Here is a 21,690-nt window from a genome sequence, read left to right on the forward strand (position 1 = left end):
GGCGGGGAGTCCCGCCGTCGAAATCCTTTGAGAACCAACTAGGGGAGAAGATGCTGTTTCAGCAGATCGCCACGTCCATTGCCGCCGCGACAGAAGGCGGCCACGAGGAACTCGCCCCGCTGTGGGCCGAGCCGTGGGTCTTCGGCGTCTCCATGTTTGCCCTGCTGCTGGTTCTCATGTTCGTAACGCTGTCCTACACCAACCTGGGCAATCGTCACGAGGCAGTGGAAGAGCACTCCGATCCGCACCGCCAGCACCCCAACAAGCACACCCACGGCCAGGGCCACTAACATTATCGCCGCAATACCTCGCGGGGAGTCGGAGCGCAGGCTTCGGCTGGGCGTGATGGGTGGAACGTTTGATCCCATCCATCACGGCCACCTTGTGGCTGCAAGTGAAGTCGCAGCCAAGTTCGACCTTGATGAAGTGGTCTTCGTGCCCACCGGGCAGCCGTGGCAAAAGTCGCACAAGCAGGTCAGCGAGCCCGAGCACCGCTACCTCATGACGGTGATCGCCACAGCTTCCAACCCCCGCTTTACCGTAAGCCGTGTGGACGTGGACCGACCAGGCCCGACGTTCACTATCGACACCCTCCGCGACTTGAGGGAACTCCGTCCTGATGCGGACCTCTTCTTCATTACGGGTGCCGACGCTTTGGCGCAGATCCTGTCCTGGAAAGACGTCGACGAATTGTGGTCCTTGGCCCACTTTGTCGGCGTGACCCGCCCTGGACACGAACTGAACGATTTGGGCCGGACGGAGGATGTCAGCCTTCTCGAAGTGCCCGCCATGGCGATCTCCTCCACGGATTGCAGGACACGCGTCGGCGCGGGCAACCCTGTGTGGTACCTCGTGCCGGACGGAGTGGTCCAGTACATCGCAAAATATGGGCTGTACGCACCCCGGCCCTCGGCAGGGGAACTGTCGCCCGCATTATCCGGATCAGACGACCAAGCACGTACTGAATGAGTTTTTAAATGAGCAGCCAGGAACAGCGACCCATCCGCAGCAGGCGCGAGCTTCGCCGTGCCCGGGAAGAGCACCCGGAAACAACGCCGGACGCTACGTCAAGCGACCCCGCAGAGGCGGCTGCCGCCGAAGAAGCCGACCGCCCGAACGCGCGTAACAGGCGCGCGGCAAACGCGCCCGTGGACGCTGTGGGACCCACAGCACAGGAGCGTTCATCCCAGATCCGCGCCCGTGATCGGGCAGCCCTCCGGACCATCAAGGACCTGGCTGACAAGGAGGAACAGCTCTCCGGTGGCGGCCCGCCAACGCGTCGCCAGCTGAGGTTGCAGCAGCTCCAGGCTGAAGTTGCCACGTCCATGAACCCCATCGTTCCGGCACCGGACGCGGGCAAGCCCGCAGCGGCGGCCGATGGCAAGCCCGTCACGGCTTCGGAAGCCGGGAAGCCCGCGACGGCTCCTGCCGCTCCGGCAGCCTCCCCGACGACCGACGGAGCGGGCAAGAGCGGCCCGACAGAATCCGATATGTCGGTGGAGCAGGCTCTGGCAGTCCGCGAGATGATCGCGGCGCAGGTCCAAAACCAGACCGCGAAACTGGAACACATTGCCGAGCAGGACCCCCTGGCAGTTGATCCAGAGGTGTTGGCCCAGCAGATTGCCCTGGCGGAGCGCGCGGCCGTGTTGAACAAGCGTGCCGCTGCGAAGCAGAAACTGGCCGAACAGGCGACGCCGGACCAAGCCAAGGCCGAGCCGCGTAAGCCAAACCCCGGGAATTCGGGTCCTTCCACAGCTAATAACCTTGCCATGGTCACGCCCCTGGAGTTCGTCAAGGTACCCGGTGTCGAACGGCCGGTCATGAAGCGGCCCAGCACAACCTTTGTTCCCCTGATTACGTCCGCCGGTCCCAAGCTTGAGGCTGAACCGTCAACCGGAAAGAAGCCGGGCTCACGCGGCCGTGCCGGCGTCCTGGCCCGCGCGGAAGCTGTAGCGCGGTCGGCGCGCAAGAAGTCCGCCCCTCCGGTGGACCCTGGCGAAGAAAAGCAAAGGCCGCCGATCTCGGCGAGCACTGCCTACGGTCTTGATCCACTCGATGCCAACACGGCCGGCCTGGCCAGGGCCCAGCGCAACAGGCTGCTGCAGTTCGGTGTCCTCGCACTGGGCATCGTTGCGCTCATCGTCGGCATCATCATGATTACCAGCGGCTAGTTCCGCTCAACAACGGCTCACGCCATTCACAGGCCACAGGCCACAACAAGGAGTCCCCGTGTCTGCACATGAACAATCCATCACCCTCGCCCGTCACGCCGCGCGTGCCGCGGCCGGCAAACTTGCCGAGGATATCGTCGCCCTCGACGTCAGCGAGCGTCTGGCACTCACAGACGTCTTCCTGATTGCCTCGGCTCCGACGGAACGCCAGGTCAATGCCATCGTTGACGGCATCGAAGAAGAACTTTTGAAGCAGGACCTCCGTCCGGTACGCCGCGAAGGACGCTCCGAGGGTCGTTGGGTGCTGCTGGACTACGCCGACATTGTGATTCACGTTCAGCACGCAGAGGACAGGGTCTTCTACGCCTTGGATCGCCTGTGGAAGGACTGCCCTGTGGTGGACCTTGAGCTGGGTGACGACGCTTCCGCCAAGGCTGTCACCGCGGAGGATTCCGAGCACTAAGGACTGCGCGGCACCGAATATGCCCGATTTGGAATTTTCGGAATCGCTGTTCTAAGATATTTGAGTTGCTTCGGCGCGGATGGCTGAAATGCCAGGCGTTGGGCAGCGAAAATATGGGGCTGTGGCGCAGCTGGTAGCGCACCTGCATGGCATGCAGGGGGTCAGGGGTTCGAGTCCCCTCAGCTCCACCATCGAGACCCTGCCTACTTCATGGGAAACATGGAGCAGGCAGGGTCTTTTTCTTTCGCCGGATCCTTCCGGGCGGTTTGCCGCCGCCCTGGCAATCAGGTACTGGCGCCCATACCCAATGCCGGCAGCATGAACTCCCACATTTGGTCGATCCGGAGCATGACGTCTTTCCGGGCGGTCAGAACATCTGAGACCATCTGGACGCCGGTGAAGGATGCGATCAGGTACCGGGAGAAGGCCGCGGGATCCAGGTCTGGCCGCACCTGGCCCTCATCCACGGCCTGTCGAAGCAACTGTTCGGCGGTGCTGATCCAGTCTTCGTAGGGCCCGGACACATCTGCTTGGAACGCGGTTGCTTCGAACGTGAGCCTGATACCGCCTTGGACGATGGGTTCGTCAAGAAGCTGCTGGCCGAACATCCGGCAAAGGCTGATGAGTTTGTCGATGGGAGGCTTGCTGGATCCGACTATCTCCGCGCCGGACGCCAGCACCAGGGCGTGTTGCTCTTCAATGACGGCCAGGGCGAGTTCCCGCTTGGACGTGAAGTGGAAGTAGAGGGCTCCCTTTGTTACGCCGGCACGTTTGGTGATGTCGGTCAGGCTGGCGTTCCCGTAGCCAATCTCCGCGAATACGCGGGCCGCACCTTCAATGACGGCCAGCCTGGTGTCCTTCGCACGTTGTTGCATGGGGATGCAGAGCCTCTCGGTGGGGGATGGACTCGCTGGCGCATCGGGCAGCTTTGCGTCCCGACAACGCTACCACCGCATTGTTGGTGAACCCGATTACGGCAAAACCGACTGATCGGTTTGGTTTACTGCCGCTTGGCTCCTAGACTTCAGGTGAACCGCAAGGGTGTTCCCGCGCGGCTCACCGGCAGCCGGCTTGGGGGGAGGTGCGATGGATTTCCAGCGCACCTCGGCTGCCGCGAACGCCCGGAGGAGGCCCGGCTGCAGGGAGTTTTGCCGGGTGACGCACCTCACCTTGGGATGATTTCGCTTCTCAGTGAATTGTGGTTACTATTGACGAGTTGCTTCGACGGGAAGAGAAAAACTTCCTGGAAAAGCAAGCATTTCCGGGGCTGTGGCGCAGCTGGTAGCGCACCTGCATGGCATGCAGGGGGTCAGGGGTTCGAGTCCCCTCAGCTCCACTTCGGAAAAGGACCCCGCTCATGAGAGCGGGGTCCTTTTGTTTCCCGCAGGTCTTGGCTACTCCGAAAGTGCCTTTCCAAATTCGGCGCCGCTGACGAACTCTACTCCTTGGAACGGCTGGTCACCGACCACCCATGCATTGTGGCCGGGAGGAATGGTGTATGAATCGCCGGGGGAGATGCTTATACGTCCGCCGTCGGTGGTTTCCACGTCCAGTTTGCCGGACACGCAAAATCCTACGTGGCTCAACTGGCAGGAGTCGGTGCCGACCACTGGCTTGATGCAGTCGGCCCACGTCCATCCGGGCTCAAAGGTCAGGCGGCCGATTGTGTAGTCTCCTACGGTGACAAGATCCAGCGTGGTCTTCTCAGGGTGGCGTGATTCATCTGGGGAATTGTGGGACTTTACTTCCAGGTTCGTGACAGCATTGACACTCATGGCTTCTCGCAGGGGAGGGGAGCAACTGTTGCTGGTCCGGGCGCCCTTGCTCCTACGGCCGCCGGGACCGATGCCCGTCAGTGTTTGGGCCGGTTCGTGGGCCACGGGGCGGACGGGTGTTTGTGTTGTGCCTCCAGAGTGCTCCCGGTCGTGGAATAAGTCGAGACATTGAAGCAAGGAAAGCAGGAAACGCGTTGTGACGGCATGGGAACTCGAAGCGCTGTTCGGTAGGTTGAGCAGGCTTCCGGACGTCGAAGCGGACAACCTGCAGGCTTACGACGCCACAGATCGGCTGCTGCTGGAGACTGCGGAAGCTTACCTCGGGCCCGATAGCCAGGTTGTAGTCATTGGTGACCGTTACGGGGCCCTGACCCTGGGCGCCTTGTCTGGTCCCGGCGTCGGGCATGTCCGCGTCAACCAGGACCTGTTTACCGGAAGGGCTGCATTGCAGCGCAATGCCGCCGCGGCAGGCTTGGACGGACGGTACACGCCACACGAACTTCGCCGGGAATTGCTGCAGGACGCGGACCTGGTGCTGTTGCAGCTGCCTAAGTCGTTGGCCGAGCTGGAAGAAATTGCCGACGCCGTTGCCCGGTTCGCGGGACCGGCTGCGGTCCTGCTCGCCGGTGGACGCGTCAAACACATGTCCGTGGGGATGAACGCAGTCCTGGAGAAGTACTTCTCCGCAGTCCAACCCCAGTTGGCCAGGCAAAAATCGCGGATCCTCGTAGCTAAGGGACCCATGCCGGTCCCCGACGAGCCGCCATTCCCCGTGGTCGAAGCCAACCCCGAATTGGGAATCACCGTCTGCGCCCACGGAGCCGTCTTTTCCGGAGCCCGCCTGGACATTGGAACCCGCTACCTCCTTGGTTTCCTCGATCGGATTCCGGCGGCCCGGCAGGTGGTGGACCTCGGTTGCGGAACCGGAATCCTTGCCACCATGTACGCCCGCCATCAACCAGGTGCCCGGGTCATCGCCACCGATCAGTCCGCGGCGGCCGTCGCATCTGCCACCGCGACCGCGGCCGCGAACGGCCTGGCAGAGCGCATCAGCGTGATCCACGACGACGCCATGTCCAGCCTCGAGGCCGGGAGCGTGGACCTGATCCTGCTGAATCCGCCCTTCCACTTGGGGGCAAGCGTCCATGCCGGTGCCGGCCTGAAGTTGTTTGAGGCCGCGGCACGGGTGCTGGCGCCCGGCGGGGAACTATGGACCGTGTACAACAGCCACCTCCAGTACCGTCCGGCCTTGGAGCGATATGTCGGGCCGACTGTAGAGGAAGGCCGTAACCCGAAGTTCACGGTGACTCGCAGCCGGAAAGCCTGAGGGCATCCCGGGCCCATCGTTACCAAGCCATGACCCCCGCGCCTGCGTGTGCTCATATCCGTGGTGGCGTGGGTATCGTACGATTCAGACAGACTTAATTGACGACGTTTTTCCAATGACGAGGGGCATCAGTGACTGAGATCCGGCAGCCGACACCTAGGCGCGGAACGAATCTACCCAGGATGGGTGACTTCAACCTCACCGTCATCCTGGAAGCGATCCGGCGATCCCCGGGAGGGCTCAGTCGCGTTGAACTTGCGCAAATCGTTGGGCTTTCACCGCAGACCATCTCCAACATCTCCCGGCGCCTTCTTGACCAACAGCTCATCATGGAGGCCGGCAAGGAAGGATCGGGGCCGGGTAAGCCCCGGACCATCCTGCGCCTGAACCCCGCGGGTATGTACGCGGTGGGCGTTCATCTCGACCCGGCCGTCATCACCTTCGTGGTCCTGGACCTGTTGGGTGATGTCGTCCGGCATTCACGCATGGCCACCCCAGGCGGTGACCCGGCGGACGTGATCACCAGCATCGCGGGGCAAATCGATATCCTCATCCAGGAATCAGGCGTCGACGCGTCCAAGATCGCCGGACTGGGCGTTGCGGTCCCTGGTCCCATCGACCTCGACGAGGGCTCTGTAGTGGAGCCTCCGCTGCTGACCCGCTGGGACCGGGTACCGATCCGCGAAGCGTTGGCCGAAGCGACCGGCCTGGAAACCCTCGTGGACAAGGATGTCACCAGCGCAGCGGTTGCGGAGACCTGGGCAGGTGGCGCCAGTGGCGCAGGCAGCTTTGTCTTCATGTACATGGGAACCGGTATCGGTTGCGGCATTGTCCTCAATGACGAAGTCGTGCGTGGCACGTCCGGTAACGCAGGCGAAATCGGCCACATTGTGGTGGATCCCGACGGTCCCCTGTGTGATTGCGGACAGCGCGGGTGCGTCAAGTCCAGCAGCATCCCGCAGGTCCTTGTTGCCGAAGCCGAAGAGGCCGGCGTCCTGGACGGAAAGCGCCAGGGAGCAGACGGCCCGGAAGTCCAGGAGCGGTTCGCGGAGTTGTGCGACAAAGCCGATGCCGGTGACGCCAAGGCCATTGCGATCCTGGACAAGTCAGCCACGCTCGTCGCCCGGGCAGTCTCCGTAGTAGCCAACACGCTGGACGTGGAGCGCGTGGTGTTTGGCGGGCCATTCTGGGGCCGGATGTCGCCGTACTTCCTGGAACGGGTGCCCGCCTTGCTGGAACAGAACAATGCGGCCCGTGCGATCCACGGGCTCGAAGTCGTGGGCACAGGGGTTGGCGAAGACGTCGGCGCGATCGGTGCCGCATGCCTGGTCCTGGAACACATGCTCGCCCCGCGCGCGCAAAGGCTCCTGCTGGAGGGCTAAGGCCACGCAGGGACAACTGAATAGCCGTAAGGCTGGGCCACCTCGCATAGGTGTCACGATGAAGTGCTGGCTTACAGCCACCTTTCGACCGATTGGAGCCTCATGGGCAGCCGAAGAAAGACCTTCCGGGTAAGAACAGCCATATACCGATCTGCCGCCATGTTCTCTGTCGCTGCCATCCTTGCGGCGACGACGTCGTGCTCACCCTCCCCTGATGCAGCGGAGAACAAGACCCTGAAGATCGTGTACCAAAAGACGGATTCCTTCACGGCGCTGGACGCGGTCATGCAGGATGCCAAGAAGGAATTCGAAGCCGCCCATTCCGGGGTGACTGTTGATCTCCAGCCCATTCAGGCCAACGACGACGATTACGGGACCAAGCTTTCCCTGACGCAGCGTTCGACCGACACGGCTCCCGACGTCTTCTACGAAGACACCTTCAAGGTCCGTTCGGACGTCGACGCCGGTTACCTCCTCAAGCTGGACAGCTACCTCGAAAAATGGAGCGACTGGCCCGCGTTCGACGAAGCAGCCAAGGAAGCCGGACGAGCCGACGACGGCGCTGTCTACGCTGTACCGCTCGGCACCGACACACGTGCCATCTGGTACAACAAAGCCGTCTTGCGGAAGGCCGGGATACCCGTGCCATGGCAACCCAAAACCTGGGAGGAGATCCTGGCCGCAGCCCGCGCCATCAAAGCCGCGGACCCTGAGGCCATCCCGTTCAACCTCTACGCCGGAAAGGCAACCGGCGAGGGCACAGTCATGCAGGGGTTCTACGAACTGCTGTACGGCACGGACAGCACCCTGTACGACGAGCACGAGAAAAAATGGGTGGTCGGTTCCCAGGGATTCACTGACTCGTTGGCCTTCCTGAAAACGCTGTATGACGAGAAGCTGGCTGTCAGCCCGGCCGAGGCCCTGGACGCGAATGTGTGGAAAAAGGTCTTCGGTGAATGGTTCCCGAAAGGCAAGCTGGGCGCCACAGTGGAAGGCTCCTACGCGCCGTCGTTCTGGCAGAAAGGCGGAGCGTACGAATGGCCCGGCTACGAGCAGGACATGGGCGTTGCGATGTTTCCCACTCAAAAGGGGCAGGAGCCCGGCGGGGTAAGCATGTCGGGCGGTTGGACCCTGGCCGTGGGGGCGAAAAGCCAGAACCCCGACCTGTCCTTCTCATTCCTCACAACGGTCCTGAATAAGAAGAACGCACTGTCCTACGACATCAACAACTCCCAGATCGCCGTCCGGACCGATGTTGCGGCCGACCCCGGGTACCTGGCTGCCAACCCGTTCGTGAAAGATGTCTCGGACCTGGTGAAAGTGACACACTACCGGCCGGCGACCGCTGACTACCCGAGGATCTCCACCGCCGTGCAGGAAGCCACGGAAGCCGTGATCACCGGCAGGAAGAGTCCCGAAGATGCCTCAGCCGACTACGACGCCGCCCTACGCAAGCTGGTAGGGGAGGACAAGGTTTTGGAGAAATGACGGTCCGCCGCGTCCTGCGGCTCCTGCCAGTGGCTCCGTCGATTGTGCTGTTGACGGTGTTCCTCCTGGCTCCGGTGGTGTGGTCGTTCCATGCGTCCTTCACCAACGCTGCCTTGTCCGGGAAAGGAGCCAGGGAACCCCAGTGGGTGGGCATGGACAACTATGTCCGCATGGCTGGAGATGACTCCTTCCCCTTGGCCGCCTGGCTGACGGTGGTTTTCGTCATGGCATCTGCCGTGCTTGGCCAGAGCGGTCTGGGCCTGCTGATAGCACTGCTGATGACCCGTTCAAGCAAGGCCGTGTCGTCCTGGGTGGGAACGGCAGTGGTTGCGGCGTGGGTGTTGCCGGAGATCGTTGCCGCCTTCGCCGCGTACGCCTACTTCAACCGGGACGGGACGCTGAACCAGATCCTTGGCGGCATGGGCATCCCGGGCGCGGACTGGCTGTATTCCTTCCCCATGGTGGCGATCATCCTTGCCAATACCTGGCGCGGCACAGCCTTCTCCATGCTGGTGTACCGAGCCGCGCTGGCTGACGTTCCCCGGGATGTCTCGGAGGCAGCCCTGATGGACGGGGCGCGGGGTTGGCAGCGCCTGGCGTTCATCACGCTTCCGCTGATCCGGAGCAGCATAGCGACCAACCTCATGCTGATCACTCTGCAGACCCTCGCCGTCTTCACCCTGATCTGGGTGATGACCACCGGTGGACCAGCGAACGCCAGTACCACCCTGCCCGTGCTGGCCTACCAGGAGGCTTTCAAGTTCGGTGACATCGGCTACGGAACGGCGGTGGCGTCCGTGCTGATCGTGTTGGGCATGGTTTTTGGCGCGGTGTATGTGCAGCTCCTGCGGGACAAGCGCGCATGAGCAGGACGGAGGTGCCATCGCGGACAGCGAGTACGACGCCGGGAACCGGCTCACGCCGTCGGGCGAAGCTGGGTGCGAATGCCGCTTTGGTCCTCGTTGGGGTGTGTTTCGTGGTGCCATTGCTGTGGCTGGTGCTTGCCGCCGTCGATCCCCACGCCAGCTACCAGGCCAAGGTGCCCGAAACGCCGTCGTTGGATAATTTCCGTGCCGTGCTGACCCCGGAGCTGCTGTTCAGGCCCCTGGCCAACAGTTTCCTGCTCTCGGCCGGCACCGCCGCAGTGAACCTGTTGGCTGCGGTGCTGGCAGCGTACCCGTTGTCCAGGTACCAGTCGCGGTTCAACAAGCCTTTCCTGTACACGGTCCTGTTCGGTACATCGCTGCCCGTGACTGCCATCATGGTTCCGGTCTACGGTCTGTTCGTCCAGCTGCAATTGCTGGATTCCATGGCTGCAACCATCTTCTTCATGGCCACCACCACCCTGCCCATGGCGATCTGGATGACCAAGAACTTCATGGACTCCGTTCCCCTGGAACTTGAGGAGGCCGCCTGGATCGACGGTGCATCGAATCTGGTGGCACTGCGCACCATCGTCCTGCCGCTGATGAGGCAGGGCCTGGGCGTGGTGTTGATCTTCGTGTTCATCCAGGCATGGGGAAACTTCTTCGTCCCCTTCATCCTGCTGCTGTCCACGGGGAAGCAACCTGCCTCGGTGTCGATCTTCAGTTTCTTTGGCCAGCACGGCGCCATAGCCTACGGGCAGTTGGCGGCTTTCTCGATCCTGTATTCAGTTCCGGTGCTGGTCCTTTATGCCCTGGTGTCCCGGGGCATGGGGAACTCGTTTGCCCTGTCCGGCGCCATGAAGGGTTAGCGCGGACGGGATCAGTCGATGTCCTCAACGATTTCGCCGTAAGGTATCGACTCGTCCAAATGGGCTTGATGACCCGTGGGACCGGAGTTGTAGGTGATCCGGACGCCGTGGCGTTGATCCGCCGCTGACTGCAGCAAAACAGGGCGAACGGCGTCCACAACGTGCTGGGTTTGGCTTGCAAGGTAGTTCTGGTAGGCGGCTGGTAGCTGATGCATGGCAAAAGGATAGACCCGCGGCGTCCGCATGGGGAGGGCTGCCCATTGCGGCTTTTTTGGACCCCGACTTGGATAGAGTGGCCAAACAACGCCAGCGAGGAGACCACGAGTGCAACAGACCACAGCCACGGCCGGCATTGATGCCCCGGACATGGCCCGTGCCCAGCAGCTCGTGGGCAGCATTGTCCGCAGTTTCGAAAATAAAGTGGTGGGTCAAACCCGGCTGCGCGAGACCTTGCTCATTGGTCTTTTGACTGGCGGCCACGTGCTTCTCGAGAGCGTTCCGGGCCTGGCGAAAACTACCGCGGCCCAAGCCATTGCCGAATCGGTCAGCGCAGAGTTCCGCCGGATCCAGTGCACACCGGATCTTCTTCCCAGCGACATCGCCGGTACGCAGATCTTCGACGCTTCGAAGGGGACCTTCGTTACCCAGCTCGGCCCGGTCCACGCCAACATCGTTTTGCTTGACGAAATCAACAGGTCCAGCGCTAAGACACAGAGTGCCATGTTGGAAGCCATGCAGGAACGGCAGACATCCATTGGCGGGGAGTCGTATCCGCTGCCCAAGCCGTTCCTGGTATTGGCAACGCAGAACCCCATTGAGCAGGAAGGGACCTACCGCCTCCCGGAGGCCCAGATGGACAGGTTCATGCTCAAGGATGTGTTGGACTATCCAAGCCCGGCCGAGGAAGCAGAGGTGATCCGGCGGATCGATGCCGGCGTGTTCAACCCGGACTTGAAGCCGCCTGCCGCAGCATCGTTGGATGCAGTGCTCCAGGTCCAGGAGCTGGTGCGCAGGGTTTACATCGATCCGGCCATTGTCAGGTACATCGTGGGCTTGGCCTACGTCACCCGCAACGCAAGCCAGTACCTCGACCCCCAACTTGCCGGCCTGGTTGAGTTCGGTGCCAGTCCACGGGCAAGCATTGCCTTCAGCCAAGCGGCAAGGGCCCTAGCCCTGCTCAACGGCCGCGACCACGTCATCCCGGAAGACGTCAAGAACCTTGCCCACCGCATCCTGCGCCACCGCATCATTCTCGGATTCGATGCCGTAGTGGAGGGGATCTCCGTGGAAACCGTCATCGATGCCGTCCTGGCTTCGGTGCAGACGCCGTAACGGACCAGCCATTGCCGAGCCTTCTCCGCCGCGTGAAATCCAGGATGTTCATCTTCGCCCATCGCCGCACCCTCACGTTGCTGGACGGCGAGTACGGTTCCGTCTTCAAGGGCCGAAGCCTGGACTTTGATGAACTGCGAGACTATGTCCCGGGAGATGAAGTCAGGGACATCGATTGGAAGGCCACCGCCAGGCACGGATCACCGCTGGTCAAGCGCTACGTGGCTGTGCGGCGCCATTCGGTGCTGCTCCTGGTGGACACGGGACGGAACATGGCCGCGGAGGCTTCCTCGGGTGAAGGCAAAAAGGACATCGCCGTTCACGCCGCGGGGGTCATGGGGTATCTGGCCTGTCGCCATGGTGACGATGTGGGCCTGCTGCACGGCAACGAAGCCGCCTCCCTCTACGTCCCCCCGCGCACAGGAGAGGAACACCTGGAACGCCTCCTACAAGACATCGATTCACAGATAACCCTGGAGAGTCCCCATGGGAAAATCGCCAAGCACCTCGATTATGTCCTGCGATACCTGAAGGGACGGCTGCTGATTGTGGTGGTCGCCGACGAGTTCCTGCCTGATGACCATACAGAGGCGATGCTGCGCCGACTCCGGGCCCGGCACGAAGTCCTCTGGCTCACCATCCAGGACGCGGAGTTGGCGCCAACTCCGGGCAGCGTCGCAAAGGACAGCACGGACGTCCGGACCGCCGAAGCAATCCCGTCACCCCTGGCCATGGACAGCAAGGTGCAGGCCGCGTACGCCACCGCCACCGTGGAACGGACGCGGCGGCGGCGCGATACTTTCCGACGCCTCGGTATCGCCGAAGAACACACCGGTGGAAGTGAGGACGTCCTGACCGCAATCTTCACGCTCCTCGAAAAACACCGCTCCCGGGCCGCAACCACTGCAAAGCGCGGCAAAGGTGGCACCAGTGCAGGATGACTCCGGCTTCTACGAGCCACTGCACTACCAGCAGCTCTGGCTGTGGCTGGGGTTGATGCTGGTACTCCTCGTCGCAGCCTGGTACGCCTGGGTGCTCTGGCCTGCACGCCCGAAAGCACCCGCCCGCTTGGAAGCCGTAGCCCGCCCGACGCTGGACACATTGCGCAACACCTGCCTGGCCGCCATCCAGGCCACGGCATCGGACGCCGACGCCGGTCGCCTGCCCGAACGTGAGGCCCACCAAAGGCTGAGCATCCTGGTCCGCGAGTTCGCCGGAAGTGCCACGGGGCTACCCATCACCTCCATGACGCTCGAAGAACTGCGCGGCCACGGGTTGGCAGACCTCGCAACCGGGATCGCGCGGATCTACCCCAACGAATTCGCCCCCCTGCCCGTCCAAACCGTCAGCCAATCCGCAGTCGCAGCCCGCCAGGTGGTGCTCGAATGGAACTGAGCTACTGGTGGATCCTTCCCCTCACAGCAATCACGGTGGTTTTCGCCGCATGGCTGCACCGTCGCCATAGTCCCAGACCCACTCGTGCCGTAGCCTACGGCGAGAGGCTCACCGGGCTCCCCGAGTACCAGCAGGCCCTGCGCCGGCACCGTCTGCGCTTGGCGCTCGCAGTCCTGTTGGGAGCAGTATTCCTGGCCGCCACCGCTACAGCCGCCGCCCGACCCACCCAACGGACCACCGAGCAGCCGGAAATCCGCAACAGGGACATTGTGCTCTGCCTGGACGTTTCCGGGTCCATGACCGGCACGGACGCAGCCATCGCCGGCGTCTTTCAGGAGCTGGCCAAGGAATTCGACGGCGAACGGATAGGCATGGTCATCTTCGACAGCAGCAGCGTTCACGTGTTCCCGTTGACCGACGACTACGAATACGCGGCAGAACAGCTCAAGCTCGCCAAGGAAGCACTCGACGACGGGGCCGGATCGTTCTTCGACGGCACCTGGAACGGCGAAGGCTCCTCCCTGATCGGAGACGGACTGGCTTCCTGCGTCCAAAGCTTCCCGGACACGCACCCCAGCGGGGAACAAGGGACAGCGAAGCGTTCGCGGTCAGTGGTGCTGGCAACGGACAACTTCCTCTCCGGGGAGCCGATCTTCACCCTGGACGAGGCCGTGGCGCTGGCGGCGACCAAGAATGTCAAGGTGCACGCCCTTAACCCCGGGGACGTGGACTACGGTGGCCGAACCGACCAGCCCGGGGCTCAACTGCGGGCCGCTGCCGAGCGGACTGGAGGCTCCTACTACAAACTGGACAGCCCCGAAGCCGTACCAGGCATAGTCCGCGACGTGCAGGCAACGGAAGCCACCAGCTACCGCGCCGCCCCGCAGGCAATCGTCACGGACACACCTGCGTGGCCACTGGGGATTGCCCTGCTGGCCGGTGCAGGAATGCTGGTCCTCGGATGGCGGCTTGAACCATGACCTTCGAACCGATTCTGCCGTGGCCGGTCCTTGTGGTGGCCGGCTTCGGCATCCTCGTCCTGACTGCCTGGACCCTGATCCCGCGGCAGGGGACCCGGCCCCACGGCAAGGTGCGGCCTGCCGCCCTGCGCAGTGCCGCCGTCGTGCTTCTTCTCATCGCCGCAATGCGGCCGGGGCTTATGGGCGGGCAGTCCGTCAGCGCTTCGTCCGAGATCGATGTCTTCTTCGTGGTGGATACCAGCACCAGCATGGCTGCAGAGGATCATCACGGCACCGAAACGCGATTGGCCGGGGTCAAACAAGACGTGACGGCAGTCGCGCGGGAACTTGCGGGAGCCAAATTTTCGCTGATCACCTTTGACAGCAAAGCCACAGTCCGTATGCCGCTCACACAGGACGCCACGGCACTGCAGACCGCCATGGCCACGCTTCAACCGCAGAGGGCACGCTACGCGTCGGGCAGCAGCGTCACCATTGCGGCCAACCTCTTGAAGGACAGGCTCGACGCCGCCCAAAAGCAACATCCGGGTCGACCTGCGCTGGTCTTTTACGCCGGCGACGGAGAAAACACCAGTGCAGAGACGCCGACGCCCATGGATGCCACCAACGTTGCCGGGGGAGCAGTCCTGGGCTACGGTACCGGCGAAGGTGGCCGGATGAGGGAATCGGCTGACGGCGGCGCCGGGTATGTCAAAGACAAGGGTTCCAACGAGGCGAAGGATGCTGTGTCGCGTATTGACGAAGCACAGCTCGGGCGCATCGCGGACCAGCTCCACGTCCCTTACGCCCACCGGACGGGCGCAGAGCCGACCTCCGACATTCTCCGTGGCGTCCAGCTGGGAAAGCTGACCACCACCGCAGGCGACGGTCCCGGCCGGGTGGAGCTTTACTGGCTGTTTGCCCTGGCGGCGTTCCTCCTGGCAATGCACGAACCCCTGCGACATTCCTTTGAGCTCGCCAACCTGCGCCGGCCCTTGCGGAAGGAGCCGGACCTGTGAGCCTCCGAACGGCACGACGCCGGCGTCTCCGGCTGGTGATCTGGTCAGCTCTTCCAGTCCTCCTGGTCCTCGCGGTCGCTGCGAAACTCCTCAGCGTCGGCCTGCTGGGCAGTGCTGCGGGGGAGTTGTTCCGGAACGGACAGCACGACGAACTGGCGCGGGCAGCATCGTGGCTTGGCGTAGCCAACATAGTGGAGCCGTATAAGGCGCCCTTCGCTTCCGGTGATGCCCACGTGCTGGCGGGGGAGTTCGCGGCAGCCCGAACCGATTTCGAGGCCGCGTTACATGCGGGGGCCGGTGACGATGAATGTAAGGTCCGCGTCAATCTGGTACTGAGTATCGAGAAGCTGGGCGACGCGGCGGCGGACAGGGGCACGGCAGCCCGGTTGTTCAAGGAAGCGTTGGATGCCGCGAACGCTGCTCCGGAGAAGTGCCGTGAAGCCGGATCCGCCAATGCGGACGGCGAAGGATCAACATTGGATTCGGCTGCCGCTCGGCTCTCGGGCAAGATCCAGGGCACTGACAGAAAGGCCGGCGATGCACCGACCGCGCCGGACAAAGCAACCGACCCTCAGTCCGGGAAACTGAAGGAACTCAGGGACAGCGCAGAGCAGGCACAGCAGGAGCGGGCCGAAGGCCAGCAACGCGACGAATACCTGCGGGGTCCCGATAATGGGCCGGGAGTTGACAGGCCATGGTGACCGACCGCCGTCGGCGTTTAATGGAGTGCTACTCCCACAGGATTTCGTCGTCCACCACGCCGTCCTCATCGGCGGCGACTACCAGGAGTTCGTCAGTGAAGTGCGAGCCGAGGGTGAAATCCAACACGAAGTATCGCTCGGGTTGCCCCGGGTAGATGGCCACGTGCCCCAGTTTGAGGGCATTCAGGAAGACATCGTTGGTGAGCTGGCCCTTGTCCCGGACACCGAAAACGGACTCCAGCTGCTCTTCTTTGAGTTGTGAGCTGTGGAAATGCAGGAACTGTTGGGGGTTGGTACCGTCCTGGTCGAGTTCATCGGCGATCATCTCCCGGACCTGGTCCACCAGCTCGGGCAGGAAGCGCAGGCGGTAGTCCACTTTGCGCATAGCGGCTTCGTCGAAGTGGTCGTGGGCAGTGACGTTGAGGTCAAGTTCCAGCGGATTGCCGCCGAGTTCATGCTTGGCAACGAAGCAATGTTCACTGCCGTGGTTGAGCTCGACTTCCCCAAAATGTTTGCTCGCTAGCTTGCCCATGTGATCAATCTAACCCCAACCACCGGCGGGTTCCAGCAATTGCGAATATTTCACCTGCGCCGCTGTGAGCCCTTGACGGGCGCGGTTTTCAGGGGGTGCAGGCCGCTTCTTCCGGAGGAGTCCCTGAGCGTGTCGGCCAGCAGTTGGGTGAACAATTGCACCTGCGCGGTGCGCTTTTCGTTGATGAGCAGGGCGAACACATTGCGGGCCAGCCTGATGTCCGGGACGTCCAGGACCACGACGCCGGACGGCCGGTTCCGCAGGGCCAGTTCCGGGACCAGCGAAGCACCAAGGCCGGCCGCGGTCATCTCCAGGCTGGCGTGGAAGTCGTCGCTGTAGGCCACGACGCGGGGATGCAGGTTGCAACTGGCGAACAGGCGCTCAATGACCAAGGCATCGCTGGTGCCAGGGTGGTGGACAATCCACGGCATGTCGGAAAGGTGGGCCGCCTCGATTTCGGCATCTTCGCGGATCTTCCACGACGCGGGCAGGACAACGCGGAAGTCGTCGTCGCCGATCCACTGCCGTTCAAGCGAGTGCGGCCACGCCAGCCCGGACTGCCCCACCTGGTAGACCAGCGCCACATCCAGTTCGCCGCCGCTGCGCAGCCCTTGGATGGTTTGCGCCGGCTCTGCCACTGAGACCTTCAGCTCAATGCCCAAACCGTTCCAACGGTCATTGCGCAGGATGTCCGGCAGGACGTATGTGGCGAGGCTGGGAAAGATACCCAACCTGAGTTCCTGCGCGGGGGTGTCGTTGGTCCTGGACGCGGCGGCCATCAGGGCCTCAACATCCGTGAGGACCTTGGAAGCGTGCCGTGTCATGGTCAGCGCCGCTTCAGTGGGGACAACGCTGCGCGCTGACCGCTGGAAGAGTTCGACGCCGGTATCACGTTCCAGCGCGGCCATCTGTTGGGAGACTGCAGAGGCGGTGTAACCGAGCTGTGCAGCGGCGGCGGCGAACGAGCCAAGGCGGGTCACCTCCATGAGCGTGCGGAGGTGGAGGAGGTTGACCATCAGCCGATTTTAGCTGTTCGCCACGCCACATTTTCAAAGTGTCACGACACGCCGTATCCGCGCGACACGCTGGAGATTAAATGTGGCTAAGTAGTCCACAGGGTGTGGATGACATCTCTCATTTTGGCGGAATCACGGACATTTTGAACCCCCTGCCCTGTGGACGAGCGGTGGATTGAATGACATACTTGTAATACATCATCTTGGGGTTCCAGTTCGGCGCTTGCACTACATGTAGTATCGATTTACGGATTGAGCGGGAAACCAGCACAAGACAAAATCAGAGCGTGTTGGCTGTCACGGCAGCCTGCGGGCCGGTATCGGATTCAGTAGTCAGTTCCGGTTGAGCCCGCCAGATACGAAGAGAATCAGACTTCAACTTAGGGGACAGGGATCATGACCGTAACGGTTTACACGAAGCCGGCCTGTGTTCAGTGCAACGCAACCTACCGGGCACTCGACAAGAAGGGCATTGCCTACCAGAGTGTCGACATCTCCCAGGACGCCGAGGCCCTTGAGCGCCTCAAGGCACTGGGTTACATGCAGGCTCCCGTCGTCGTAACCGAGCAGGACCACTGGTCCGGATTCCGCCCGGACAAGATCGAGGAACTGGCCCAGGCCGTTTCCTCCGTGGCCTGACTTTCGCCACCACACACACCAAGAATTCCTATGTAGTTGAGGTGACTCCATGGCACCGCTGGCAGCGGCCACCGCCCGCAAGGTGACGGAAGCTGTGACCACGAGGAGTCACCTCATCTACTTTTCCTCCACCTCTGAAAACACCAAGAGATTCGTCCAGAAACTGGGCAGGGATGCTGCGCGCATCCCGCTGTACGCCCAGGACGCCCCGCTCCAGGCCCTTGAGCCTTTCGTTCTTGTGCTGCCTACTTACGGCGGCACCAACGGCGAAGGTTCGGTGCCGAAGCAGGTCATCAGATTTCTGAACGATCCCGGGAACAGGGAACTGATCCGGGGTGTTATCGGAGCGGGGAACACAAACTTCGCGGACAACTACTGCGCGGCGGGAGACATCATCTCCGTCAAGTGCAAGGTGCCGCATCTTTACAAATTTGAACTCATGGGGACGCCAGAAGACGTCCAACGGGTCAACGAAGGGCTGGAAAAGTTTTGGACACAACTGTCGCAGAAACAGAAGTAACCGGGGGCGCTGTGGACACGGCCAAGAAGCCGCTGCCTGAGGCTTACAAGGGCCTGGGCTATCACGAGCTCAACGCCATGCTGAACCTGTATGGCCCCAACGGTGAGATCCAGTTCGAAGCCGACCGTGAAGCTGCGCACCAGTACTTCCTGCAGCATGTGAACAACAACACCGTCTTCTTCCACGACCTGGAAGAGAAGCTCGACTACCTGGTGAAGAACCAGTATTACGAGCGCGAGACGCTTGACCAGTACACGATGAACTTCATCCGCGACCTCTTCAACCGCGCGTACAAGAAGAAGTTCCGTTTCGAGACCTTCCTGGGCGCCTTCAAGTTCTACACGTCCTACACACTGAAGACTTTTGACGGCAAGCGTTTCCTTGAGCGCTACGAAGACCGCGTCTGCATGGTTGCCCTGCACCTTGCCCGCGGCAACGAAGACCTCGCCAACCGCCTCGTCGACGAAATCATCGATGGCCGTTTCCAGCCTGCCACCCCCACGTTCCTCAACGCCGGCAAGGCCCAGCGCGGCGAGCTCGTCTCCTGCTTCCTGCTCCGCATCGAAGACAACATGGAGTCGATCGCCCGCGCCATCAACTCCGCACTTCAGCTCTCCAAGCGTGGCGGCGGTGTAGCGCTCTCGCTCACCAACATCCGCGAGCACGGCGCCCCGATCAAGCAGATCGAGAACCAGTCCTCCGGCGTCATCCCCGTCATGAAGCTCCTCGAAGACAGCTTCTCCTACGCCAACCAGCTCGGTGCCCGCCAGGGTGCAGGTGCCGTCTACCTGCACGCACACCACCCGGATATCCACCGCTTCCTGGACACCAAGCGCGAGAACGCCGACGAGAAGATCCGTATCAAGACCCTTTCCCTGGGTGTCGTGGTCCCGGACATCACATTCGAGCTCGCCAAGAAGAACGAGGACATGTACCTCTTCTCGCCGTACGACGTCGAGAAGGTCTATGGCGTTCCGTTCTCCGATATCTCGGTGACCGAGAAGTACTACGAGATGGTCGATGATTCCCGGATCAAGAAGACCAAGATCAGCGCCCGCGAGTTCTTCCAGACCCTCGCGGAGATCCAGTTCGAGTCCGGCTACCCGTACATCATGTTCGAGGACACCGTAAACCGGGCCAACCCGATCGACGGCAAGATCACCATGAGCAACCTCTGCTCGGAGATCCTGCAGGTTTCCTCCCCGTCCATCTACGCCGAGGACCTCAGCTACGAGACCGTCGGCAAGGACATTTCCTGCAACCTCGGTTCCATGAACATCGCCAAGACCATGGACTCGCCGGACTTCGGTCTCTCCATCGAGACGTCCATCCGCGCCCTGAGCGCTGTGTCGGATATGTCCTACATCAACTCGGTGCCGTCCATCGCGCAGGGCAACGCCCAGAGCCACGCGATTGGCCTTGGCCAGATGAACCTGCACGGCTACCTTGCCCGTGAGCGCGTCCACTACGGTTCCGAAGAGGGCCTGGACTTCACCAACATCTACTTCTACACGGTGCTGTTCCACGCTCTGCGCGCTTCCAACCGCCTGGCCATCGAGACCGGCCAGAAGTTCGGCGGCTTCGAGAAGTCCACCTACGCCAGCGGCGAGTTCTTCGACAAGTACACCGAGCAGGAGTGGACTCCGGAGACCGAGCGCGTTCGCGAGCTCTTCGCCGGCCACCACATCCCCACCCAGGATGACTGGCGCCAGCTGAAGGCTTCGGTCATGGAGCACGGTATCTACAACCAGAACCTGCAGGCTGTGCCGCCGACCGGTTCCATCAGCTACATCAACAACTCCACCTCGTCGATCCACCCGGTGGCCGCCAAGATTGAAATCCGCAAGGAAGGCAAGATCGGCCGCGTCTACTACCCGGCTCCGTACCTGACCAACGACAACCTGGAGTACTACCAGGATGCCTACGAAATCGGCTACGAGAAGATCATCGACACCTACGCCGCTGCCACGCAGCACGTGGACCAGGGCCTGTCCCTGACGCTGTTCTTCAAGGACACCGCCACCACGCGTGACATCAACAAGGCCCAGATCTACGCATGGCGCAAGGGCATCAAGACCCTCTACTACATCCGTCTCCGCCAGCTTGCGCTGGAGGGCACGGAGGTTGAGGGTTGCGTCAGCTGCATGCTGTAATCAACCACGCTGAAAACCAAAGAGTACGACGGCGGGCCACCACCCGCCGTCGTACGCTTACCTAAAGAACTACCCACCGCTTAAGGGGATGACATGACCGAGAAGGTCAAGCTGCTGACACACGTCGAGGCCATCAACTGGAACAAGATCCAGGACGACAAGGACGTGGAAGTCTGGAACCGGCTGGTCAACAACTTCTGGCTCCCGGAGAAGGTGCCGCTGTCCAACGACGTCCAGTCGTGGCACACACTGACCCCGGAAGAGCAGCAGCTGACCATGCGCGTCTTCACGGGTCTGACCCTGCTGGACACCATCCAGGGAACCGTCGGGGCAGTCTCGCTGATTCCGGATGCCATCACCCCGCATGAAGAAGCCGTGTACACCAACATCGCCTTCATGGAGTCGGTGCACGCCAAGTCCTACTCGTCCATCTTCTCCACCCTGTGCTCCACCAAGGAGATTGACGACGCTTTCCGCTGGTCCCTCGAAAACGAGAACCTGCAGAAGAAGGCCCAGATCGTCATGGACTACTACCAGGGCGACGACCCCCTGAAGCGCAAGGTTGCTTCCACCCTGCTGGAAAGCTTCCTGTTCTACTCGGGCTTCTACCTGCCCATGTACTGGTCCTCACGCGCCAAGCTCACGAACACGGCCGACCTCATCCGCCTCATCATCCGTGACGAGGCAGTGCACGGTTACTACATCGGTTACAAGTTCCAGAAGGGCCTGGAGAAGGTTTCCGAGGCCCGCAAGCAAGAAATCAAGGACTACACGTTCGAGCTCCTCTTTGAGCTGTACGAAAACGAAGTCCAGTACACGCACGACCTCTACGACGGCGTTGGCCTGGCCGAGGACGTCAAGAAGTTCCTGCACTACAACGCCAACAAGGCCCTCATGAACCTCGGCTACGAGGCCATGTTCCCGGCTTCCGTTACCGACGTGAACCCGGCCATACTGTCGGCCCTGTCCCCGAACGCTGACGAGAACCACGACTTCTTCTCCGGCTCGGGCTCCTCCTACGTGATCGGTAAGGCCGTGAACACGGAGGATGAGGACTGGGAGTTCTAACCCTCTGACAAAGCC

Annotated in this window: 24 protein-coding genes and 2 tRNA genes; 21 read left to right on the plus strand and 5 right to left on the minus strand. The window is 62.1% G+C overall.

The window, feature by feature from the left end; all coding sequences use genetic code 11:
* The first annotated feature begins 50 nt into the window (after nt 1-50).
* The 5 genes from ABHM97_RS05910 (at nt 51) to ABHM97_RS05930 (ending at nt 2,825) form a co-directional block, all read left to right on the plus strand.
* The gene (locus ABHM97_RS05910) at nt 51-290 is read left to right on the plus strand and encodes a hypothetical protein (protein ID WP_235520871.1); all 240 of its coding nucleotides are present in this window, start codon (nt 51-53) and stop codon (nt 288-290) included.
* 13 nt (nt 291-303) lie between these two features.
* On the plus strand, nt 304-969 hold the full coding sequence (nadD, locus tag ABHM97_RS05915; protein ID WP_308194946.1) for a nicotinate-nucleotide adenylyltransferase: 666 nt from the start codon (nt 304-306) through the stop codon (nt 967-969).
* 8 nt (nt 970-977) lie between these two features.
* Nucleotides 978-2,171, plus strand: coding sequence for a hypothetical protein (locus ABHM97_RS05920; RefSeq protein ID WP_349469941.1), 1,194 nt, complete (start codon nt 978-980; stop codon nt 2,169-2,171).
* A gap of 58 nt (nt 2,172-2,229) precedes the next feature.
* Nucleotides 2,230-2,634, plus strand: a complete 405-nt coding sequence (gene rsfS / locus ABHM97_RS05925) for a ribosome silencing factor (protein ID WP_211712230.1) — start codon at nt 2,230-2,232, stop codon at nt 2,632-2,634.
* A 115-nt stretch (nt 2,635-2,749) separates the two neighbouring features.
* A tRNA-Ala gene (locus tag ABHM97_RS05930) sits at nt 2,750-2,825 on the plus strand.
* A 93-nt stretch (nt 2,826-2,918) separates the two neighbouring features.
* Here ABHM97_RS05930 and ABHM97_RS05935 read toward each other — a convergent pair.
* Nucleotides 2,919-3,509, minus strand: a complete 591-nt coding sequence (locus tag ABHM97_RS05935; RefSeq protein ID WP_349469942.1) for a ScbR family autoregulator-binding transcription factor — start codon at nt 3,507-3,509, stop codon at nt 2,919-2,921.
* Between the two features lie 388 nt (nt 3,510-3,897).
* Between ABHM97_RS05935 and ABHM97_RS05940 the strand changes: the two genes are divergently transcribed.
* Nucleotides 3,898-3,970, plus strand: a tRNA-Ala gene (locus ABHM97_RS05940).
* A 58-nt stretch (nt 3,971-4,028) separates the two neighbouring features.
* Here the strand turns inward: ABHM97_RS05940 and ABHM97_RS05945 are convergent.
* Entirely contained in the window at nt 4,029-4,409 is a 381-nt protein-coding gene (locus ABHM97_RS05945) for a cupin domain-containing protein (protein WP_235520867.1), read from the minus strand.
* Nucleotides 4,410-4,605: 196 nt separating this feature from the next.
* Here ABHM97_RS05945 and ABHM97_RS05950 point away from each other — a divergent pair, with 196 nt between their 5' ends.
* From ABHM97_RS05950 to ABHM97_RS05970, 5 genes are all read left to right on the plus strand, one after another.
* Nucleotides 4,606-5,736 (plus strand): class I SAM-dependent methyltransferase, encoded by a 1,131-nt coding sequence (locus ABHM97_RS05950; RefSeq protein WP_349469943.1) that lies wholly within the window; start codon nt 4,606-4,608, stop codon nt 5,734-5,736.
* A 182-nt stretch (nt 5,737-5,918) separates the two neighbouring features.
* Nucleotides 5,919-7,118, plus strand: coding sequence for an ROK family transcriptional regulator (locus ABHM97_RS05955; RefSeq protein ID WP_235520863.1), 1,200 nt, complete (start codon nt 5,919-5,921; stop codon nt 7,116-7,118).
* A gap of 159 nt (nt 7,119-7,277) precedes the next feature.
* On the plus strand, nt 7,278-8,606 hold the full coding sequence (locus tag ABHM97_RS05960; RefSeq protein WP_349469944.1) for an extracellular solute-binding protein: 1,329 nt from the start codon (nt 7,278-7,280) through the stop codon (nt 8,604-8,606).
* Nucleotides 8,603-9,472, plus strand: coding sequence for a carbohydrate ABC transporter permease (locus ABHM97_RS05965; protein WP_349469945.1), 870 nt, complete (start codon nt 8,603-8,605; stop codon nt 9,470-9,472). Before ABHM97_RS05960 ends, ABHM97_RS05965 begins: the two co-directional genes overlap by 4 nt.
* Nucleotides 9,469-10,341 (plus strand): carbohydrate ABC transporter permease, encoded by an 873-nt coding sequence (locus ABHM97_RS05970; protein WP_349469946.1) that lies wholly within the window; start codon nt 9,469-9,471, stop codon nt 10,339-10,341. The genes ABHM97_RS05965 and ABHM97_RS05970 overlap by 4 nt, the downstream gene beginning before the upstream one ends.
* Before the next feature lie 11 nt (nt 10,342-10,352).
* On the opposite strand, the gene ABHM97_RS05975 is transcribed toward ABHM97_RS05970, so the two are convergent.
* A complete protein-coding gene (locus ABHM97_RS05975; protein ID WP_374198953.1) occupies nt 10,353-10,556 on the minus strand; it encodes a hypothetical protein in 204 nt (67 codons plus the stop codon).
* A gap of 109 nt (nt 10,557-10,665) precedes the next feature.
* Here ABHM97_RS05975 and ABHM97_RS05980 point away from each other — a divergent pair, with 109 nt between their 5' ends.
* From ABHM97_RS05980 to ABHM97_RS06005, 6 genes are read left to right on the plus strand one after another with little or no spacing between them, the layout of a single operon-like run.
* Nucleotides 10,666-11,673, plus strand: a complete 1,008-nt coding sequence (locus ABHM97_RS05980; RefSeq protein ID WP_349469947.1) for an AAA family ATPase — start codon at nt 10,666-10,668, stop codon at nt 11,671-11,673.
* Nucleotides 11,674-11,684: 11 nt separating this feature from the next.
* Nucleotides 11,685-12,614 (plus strand): DUF58 domain-containing protein, encoded by a 930-nt coding sequence (locus ABHM97_RS05985; protein WP_349469948.1) that lies wholly within the window; start codon nt 11,685-11,687, stop codon nt 12,612-12,614.
* Nucleotides 12,604-13,068 carry a hypothetical protein gene (locus ABHM97_RS05990; RefSeq protein ID WP_349469949.1) on the plus strand — a complete coding sequence of 155 codons (465 nt, stop codon included), beginning with the start codon at nt 12,604-12,606 and terminating at the stop codon, nt 13,066-13,068. Before ABHM97_RS05985 ends, ABHM97_RS05990 begins: the two co-directional genes overlap by 11 nt.
* Entirely contained in the window at nt 13,059-14,048 is a 990-nt protein-coding gene (locus ABHM97_RS05995; protein WP_349469950.1) for a vWA domain-containing protein, read from the plus strand. Before ABHM97_RS05990 ends, ABHM97_RS05995 begins: the two co-directional genes overlap by 10 nt.
* A complete protein-coding gene (locus ABHM97_RS06000) occupies nt 14,045-15,046 on the plus strand; it encodes a vWA domain-containing protein (RefSeq protein WP_257367953.1) in 1,002 nt (333 codons plus the stop codon). Before ABHM97_RS05995 ends, ABHM97_RS06000 begins: the two co-directional genes overlap by 4 nt.
* Entirely contained in the window at nt 15,043-15,747 is a 705-nt protein-coding gene (locus tag ABHM97_RS06005) for a hypothetical protein (RefSeq protein WP_349469951.1), read from the plus strand. Before ABHM97_RS06000 ends, ABHM97_RS06005 begins: the two co-directional genes overlap by 4 nt.
* Before the next feature lie 28 nt (nt 15,748-15,775).
* Here the strand turns inward: ABHM97_RS06005 and ABHM97_RS06010 are convergent, their stop codons facing one another.
* Nucleotides 15,776-16,279, minus strand: a complete 504-nt coding sequence (locus ABHM97_RS06010) for a DUF2004 domain-containing protein (protein WP_211712244.1) — start codon at nt 16,277-16,279, stop codon at nt 15,776-15,778.
* A gap of 50 nt (nt 16,280-16,329) precedes the next feature.
* Entirely contained in the window at nt 16,330-17,295 is a 966-nt protein-coding gene (locus tag ABHM97_RS06015; protein ID WP_349469952.1) for a LysR family transcriptional regulator, read from the minus strand.
* A 396-nt stretch (nt 17,296-17,691) separates the two neighbouring features.
* Between ABHM97_RS06015 and nrdH the strand changes: the two genes are divergently transcribed.
* From nrdH to nrdF, 4 genes are all read left to right on the plus strand, one after another.
* Nucleotides 17,692-17,934, plus strand: coding sequence for a glutaredoxin-like protein NrdH (gene nrdH, locus ABHM97_RS06020; RefSeq protein ID WP_011775022.1), 243 nt, complete (start codon nt 17,692-17,694; stop codon nt 17,932-17,934).
* A gap of 49 nt (nt 17,935-17,983) precedes the next feature.
* On the plus strand, nt 17,984-18,454 hold the full coding sequence (nrdI, locus tag ABHM97_RS06025) for a class Ib ribonucleoside-diphosphate reductase assembly flavoprotein NrdI (protein WP_349469953.1): 471 nt from the start codon (nt 17,984-17,986) through the stop codon (nt 18,452-18,454).
* Nucleotides 18,455-18,465: 11 nt separating this feature from the next.
* The gene (gene nrdE, locus ABHM97_RS06030; RefSeq protein WP_349470225.1) at nt 18,466-20,607 is read left to right on the plus strand and encodes a class 1b ribonucleoside-diphosphate reductase subunit alpha; all 2,142 of its coding nucleotides are present in this window, start codon (nt 18,466-18,468) and stop codon (nt 20,605-20,607) included.
* 93 nt (nt 20,608-20,700) lie between these two features.
* Nucleotides 20,701-21,675: a class 1b ribonucleoside-diphosphate reductase subunit beta gene (nrdF, locus tag ABHM97_RS06035; protein ID WP_166840537.1), complete on the plus strand. Its 975-nt coding sequence runs from the start codon at nt 20,701-20,703 to the stop codon at nt 21,673-21,675.
* Nucleotides 21,676-21,690: the final 15 nt, after the last annotated feature.

The organism is Paenarthrobacter sp. CAP02 (assembly GCF_040137855.1).
Lineage (GTDB): Bacteria > Actinomycetota > Actinomycetes > Actinomycetales > Micrococcaceae > Arthrobacter.

Bases quoted from the DNA above. Each gene is read 5' to 3' on its own strand.
- ABHM97_RS06015 (WP_349469952.1), bottom strand. From the start codon at position 17,295: ATGGTCAACCTCCTCCACCTCCGCACGCTCATGGAGGTGACCCGCCTT.
- ABHM97_RS05955 (WP_235520863.1), top strand. From the start codon at position 5,919: ATGGGTGACTTCAACCTCACCGTCATCCTGGAAGCGATCCGGCGATCC.
- ABHM97_RS05945 (WP_235520867.1), bottom strand. From the start codon at position 4,409: ATGAGTGTCAATGCTGTCACGAACCTGGAAGTAAAGTCCCACAATTCC.
- ABHM97_RS05970 (WP_349469946.1), top strand. From the start codon at position 9,469: ATGAGCAGGACGGAGGTGCCATCGCGGACAGCGAGTACGACGCCGGGA.
- ABHM97_RS05995 (WP_349469950.1), top strand. From the start codon at position 13,059: ATGGAACTGAGCTACTGGTGGATCCTTCCCCTCACAGCAATCACGGTG.
- ABHM97_RS05920 (WP_349469941.1), top strand. From the start codon at position 978: ATGAGCAGCCAGGAACAGCGACCCATCCGCAGCAGGCGCGAGCTTCGC.
- ABHM97_RS05975 (WP_374198953.1), bottom strand. From the start codon at position 10,556: ATGCATCAGCTACCAGCCGCCTACCAGAACTACCTTGCAAGCCAAACC.
- ABHM97_RS06000 (WP_257367953.1), top strand. From the start codon at position 14,045: ATGACCTTCGAACCGATTCTGCCGTGGCCGGTCCTTGTGGTGGCCGGC.
- ABHM97_RS05935 (WP_349469942.1), bottom strand. From the start codon at position 3,509: ATGCAACAACGTGCGAAGGACACCAGGCTGGCCGTCATTGAAGGTGCG.
- ABHM97_RS05965 (WP_349469945.1), top strand. From the start codon at position 8,603: ATGACGGTCCGCCGCGTCCTGCGGCTCCTGCCAGTGGCTCCGTCGATT.
- nrdH (WP_011775022.1), top strand. From the start codon at position 17,692: ATGACCGTAACGGTTTACACGAAGCCGGCCTGTGTTCAGTGCAACGCA.
- nrdF (WP_166840537.1), top strand. From the start codon at position 20,701: ATGACCGAGAAGGTCAAGCTGCTGACACACGTCGAGGCCATCAACTGG.
- ABHM97_RS05960 (WP_349469944.1), top strand. From the start codon at position 7,278: ATGTTCTCTGTCGCTGCCATCCTTGCGGCGACGACGTCGTGCTCACCC.
- nrdI (WP_349469953.1), top strand. From the start codon at position 17,984: ATGGCACCGCTGGCAGCGGCCACCGCCCGCAAGGTGACGGAAGCTGTG.
- ABHM97_RS05910 (WP_235520871.1), top strand. From the start codon at position 51: ATGCTGTTTCAGCAGATCGCCACGTCCATTGCCGCCGCGACAGAAGGC.
- ABHM97_RS06010 (WP_211712244.1), bottom strand. From the start codon at position 16,279: ATGGGCAAGCTAGCGAGCAAACATTTTGGGGAAGTCGAGCTCAACCAC.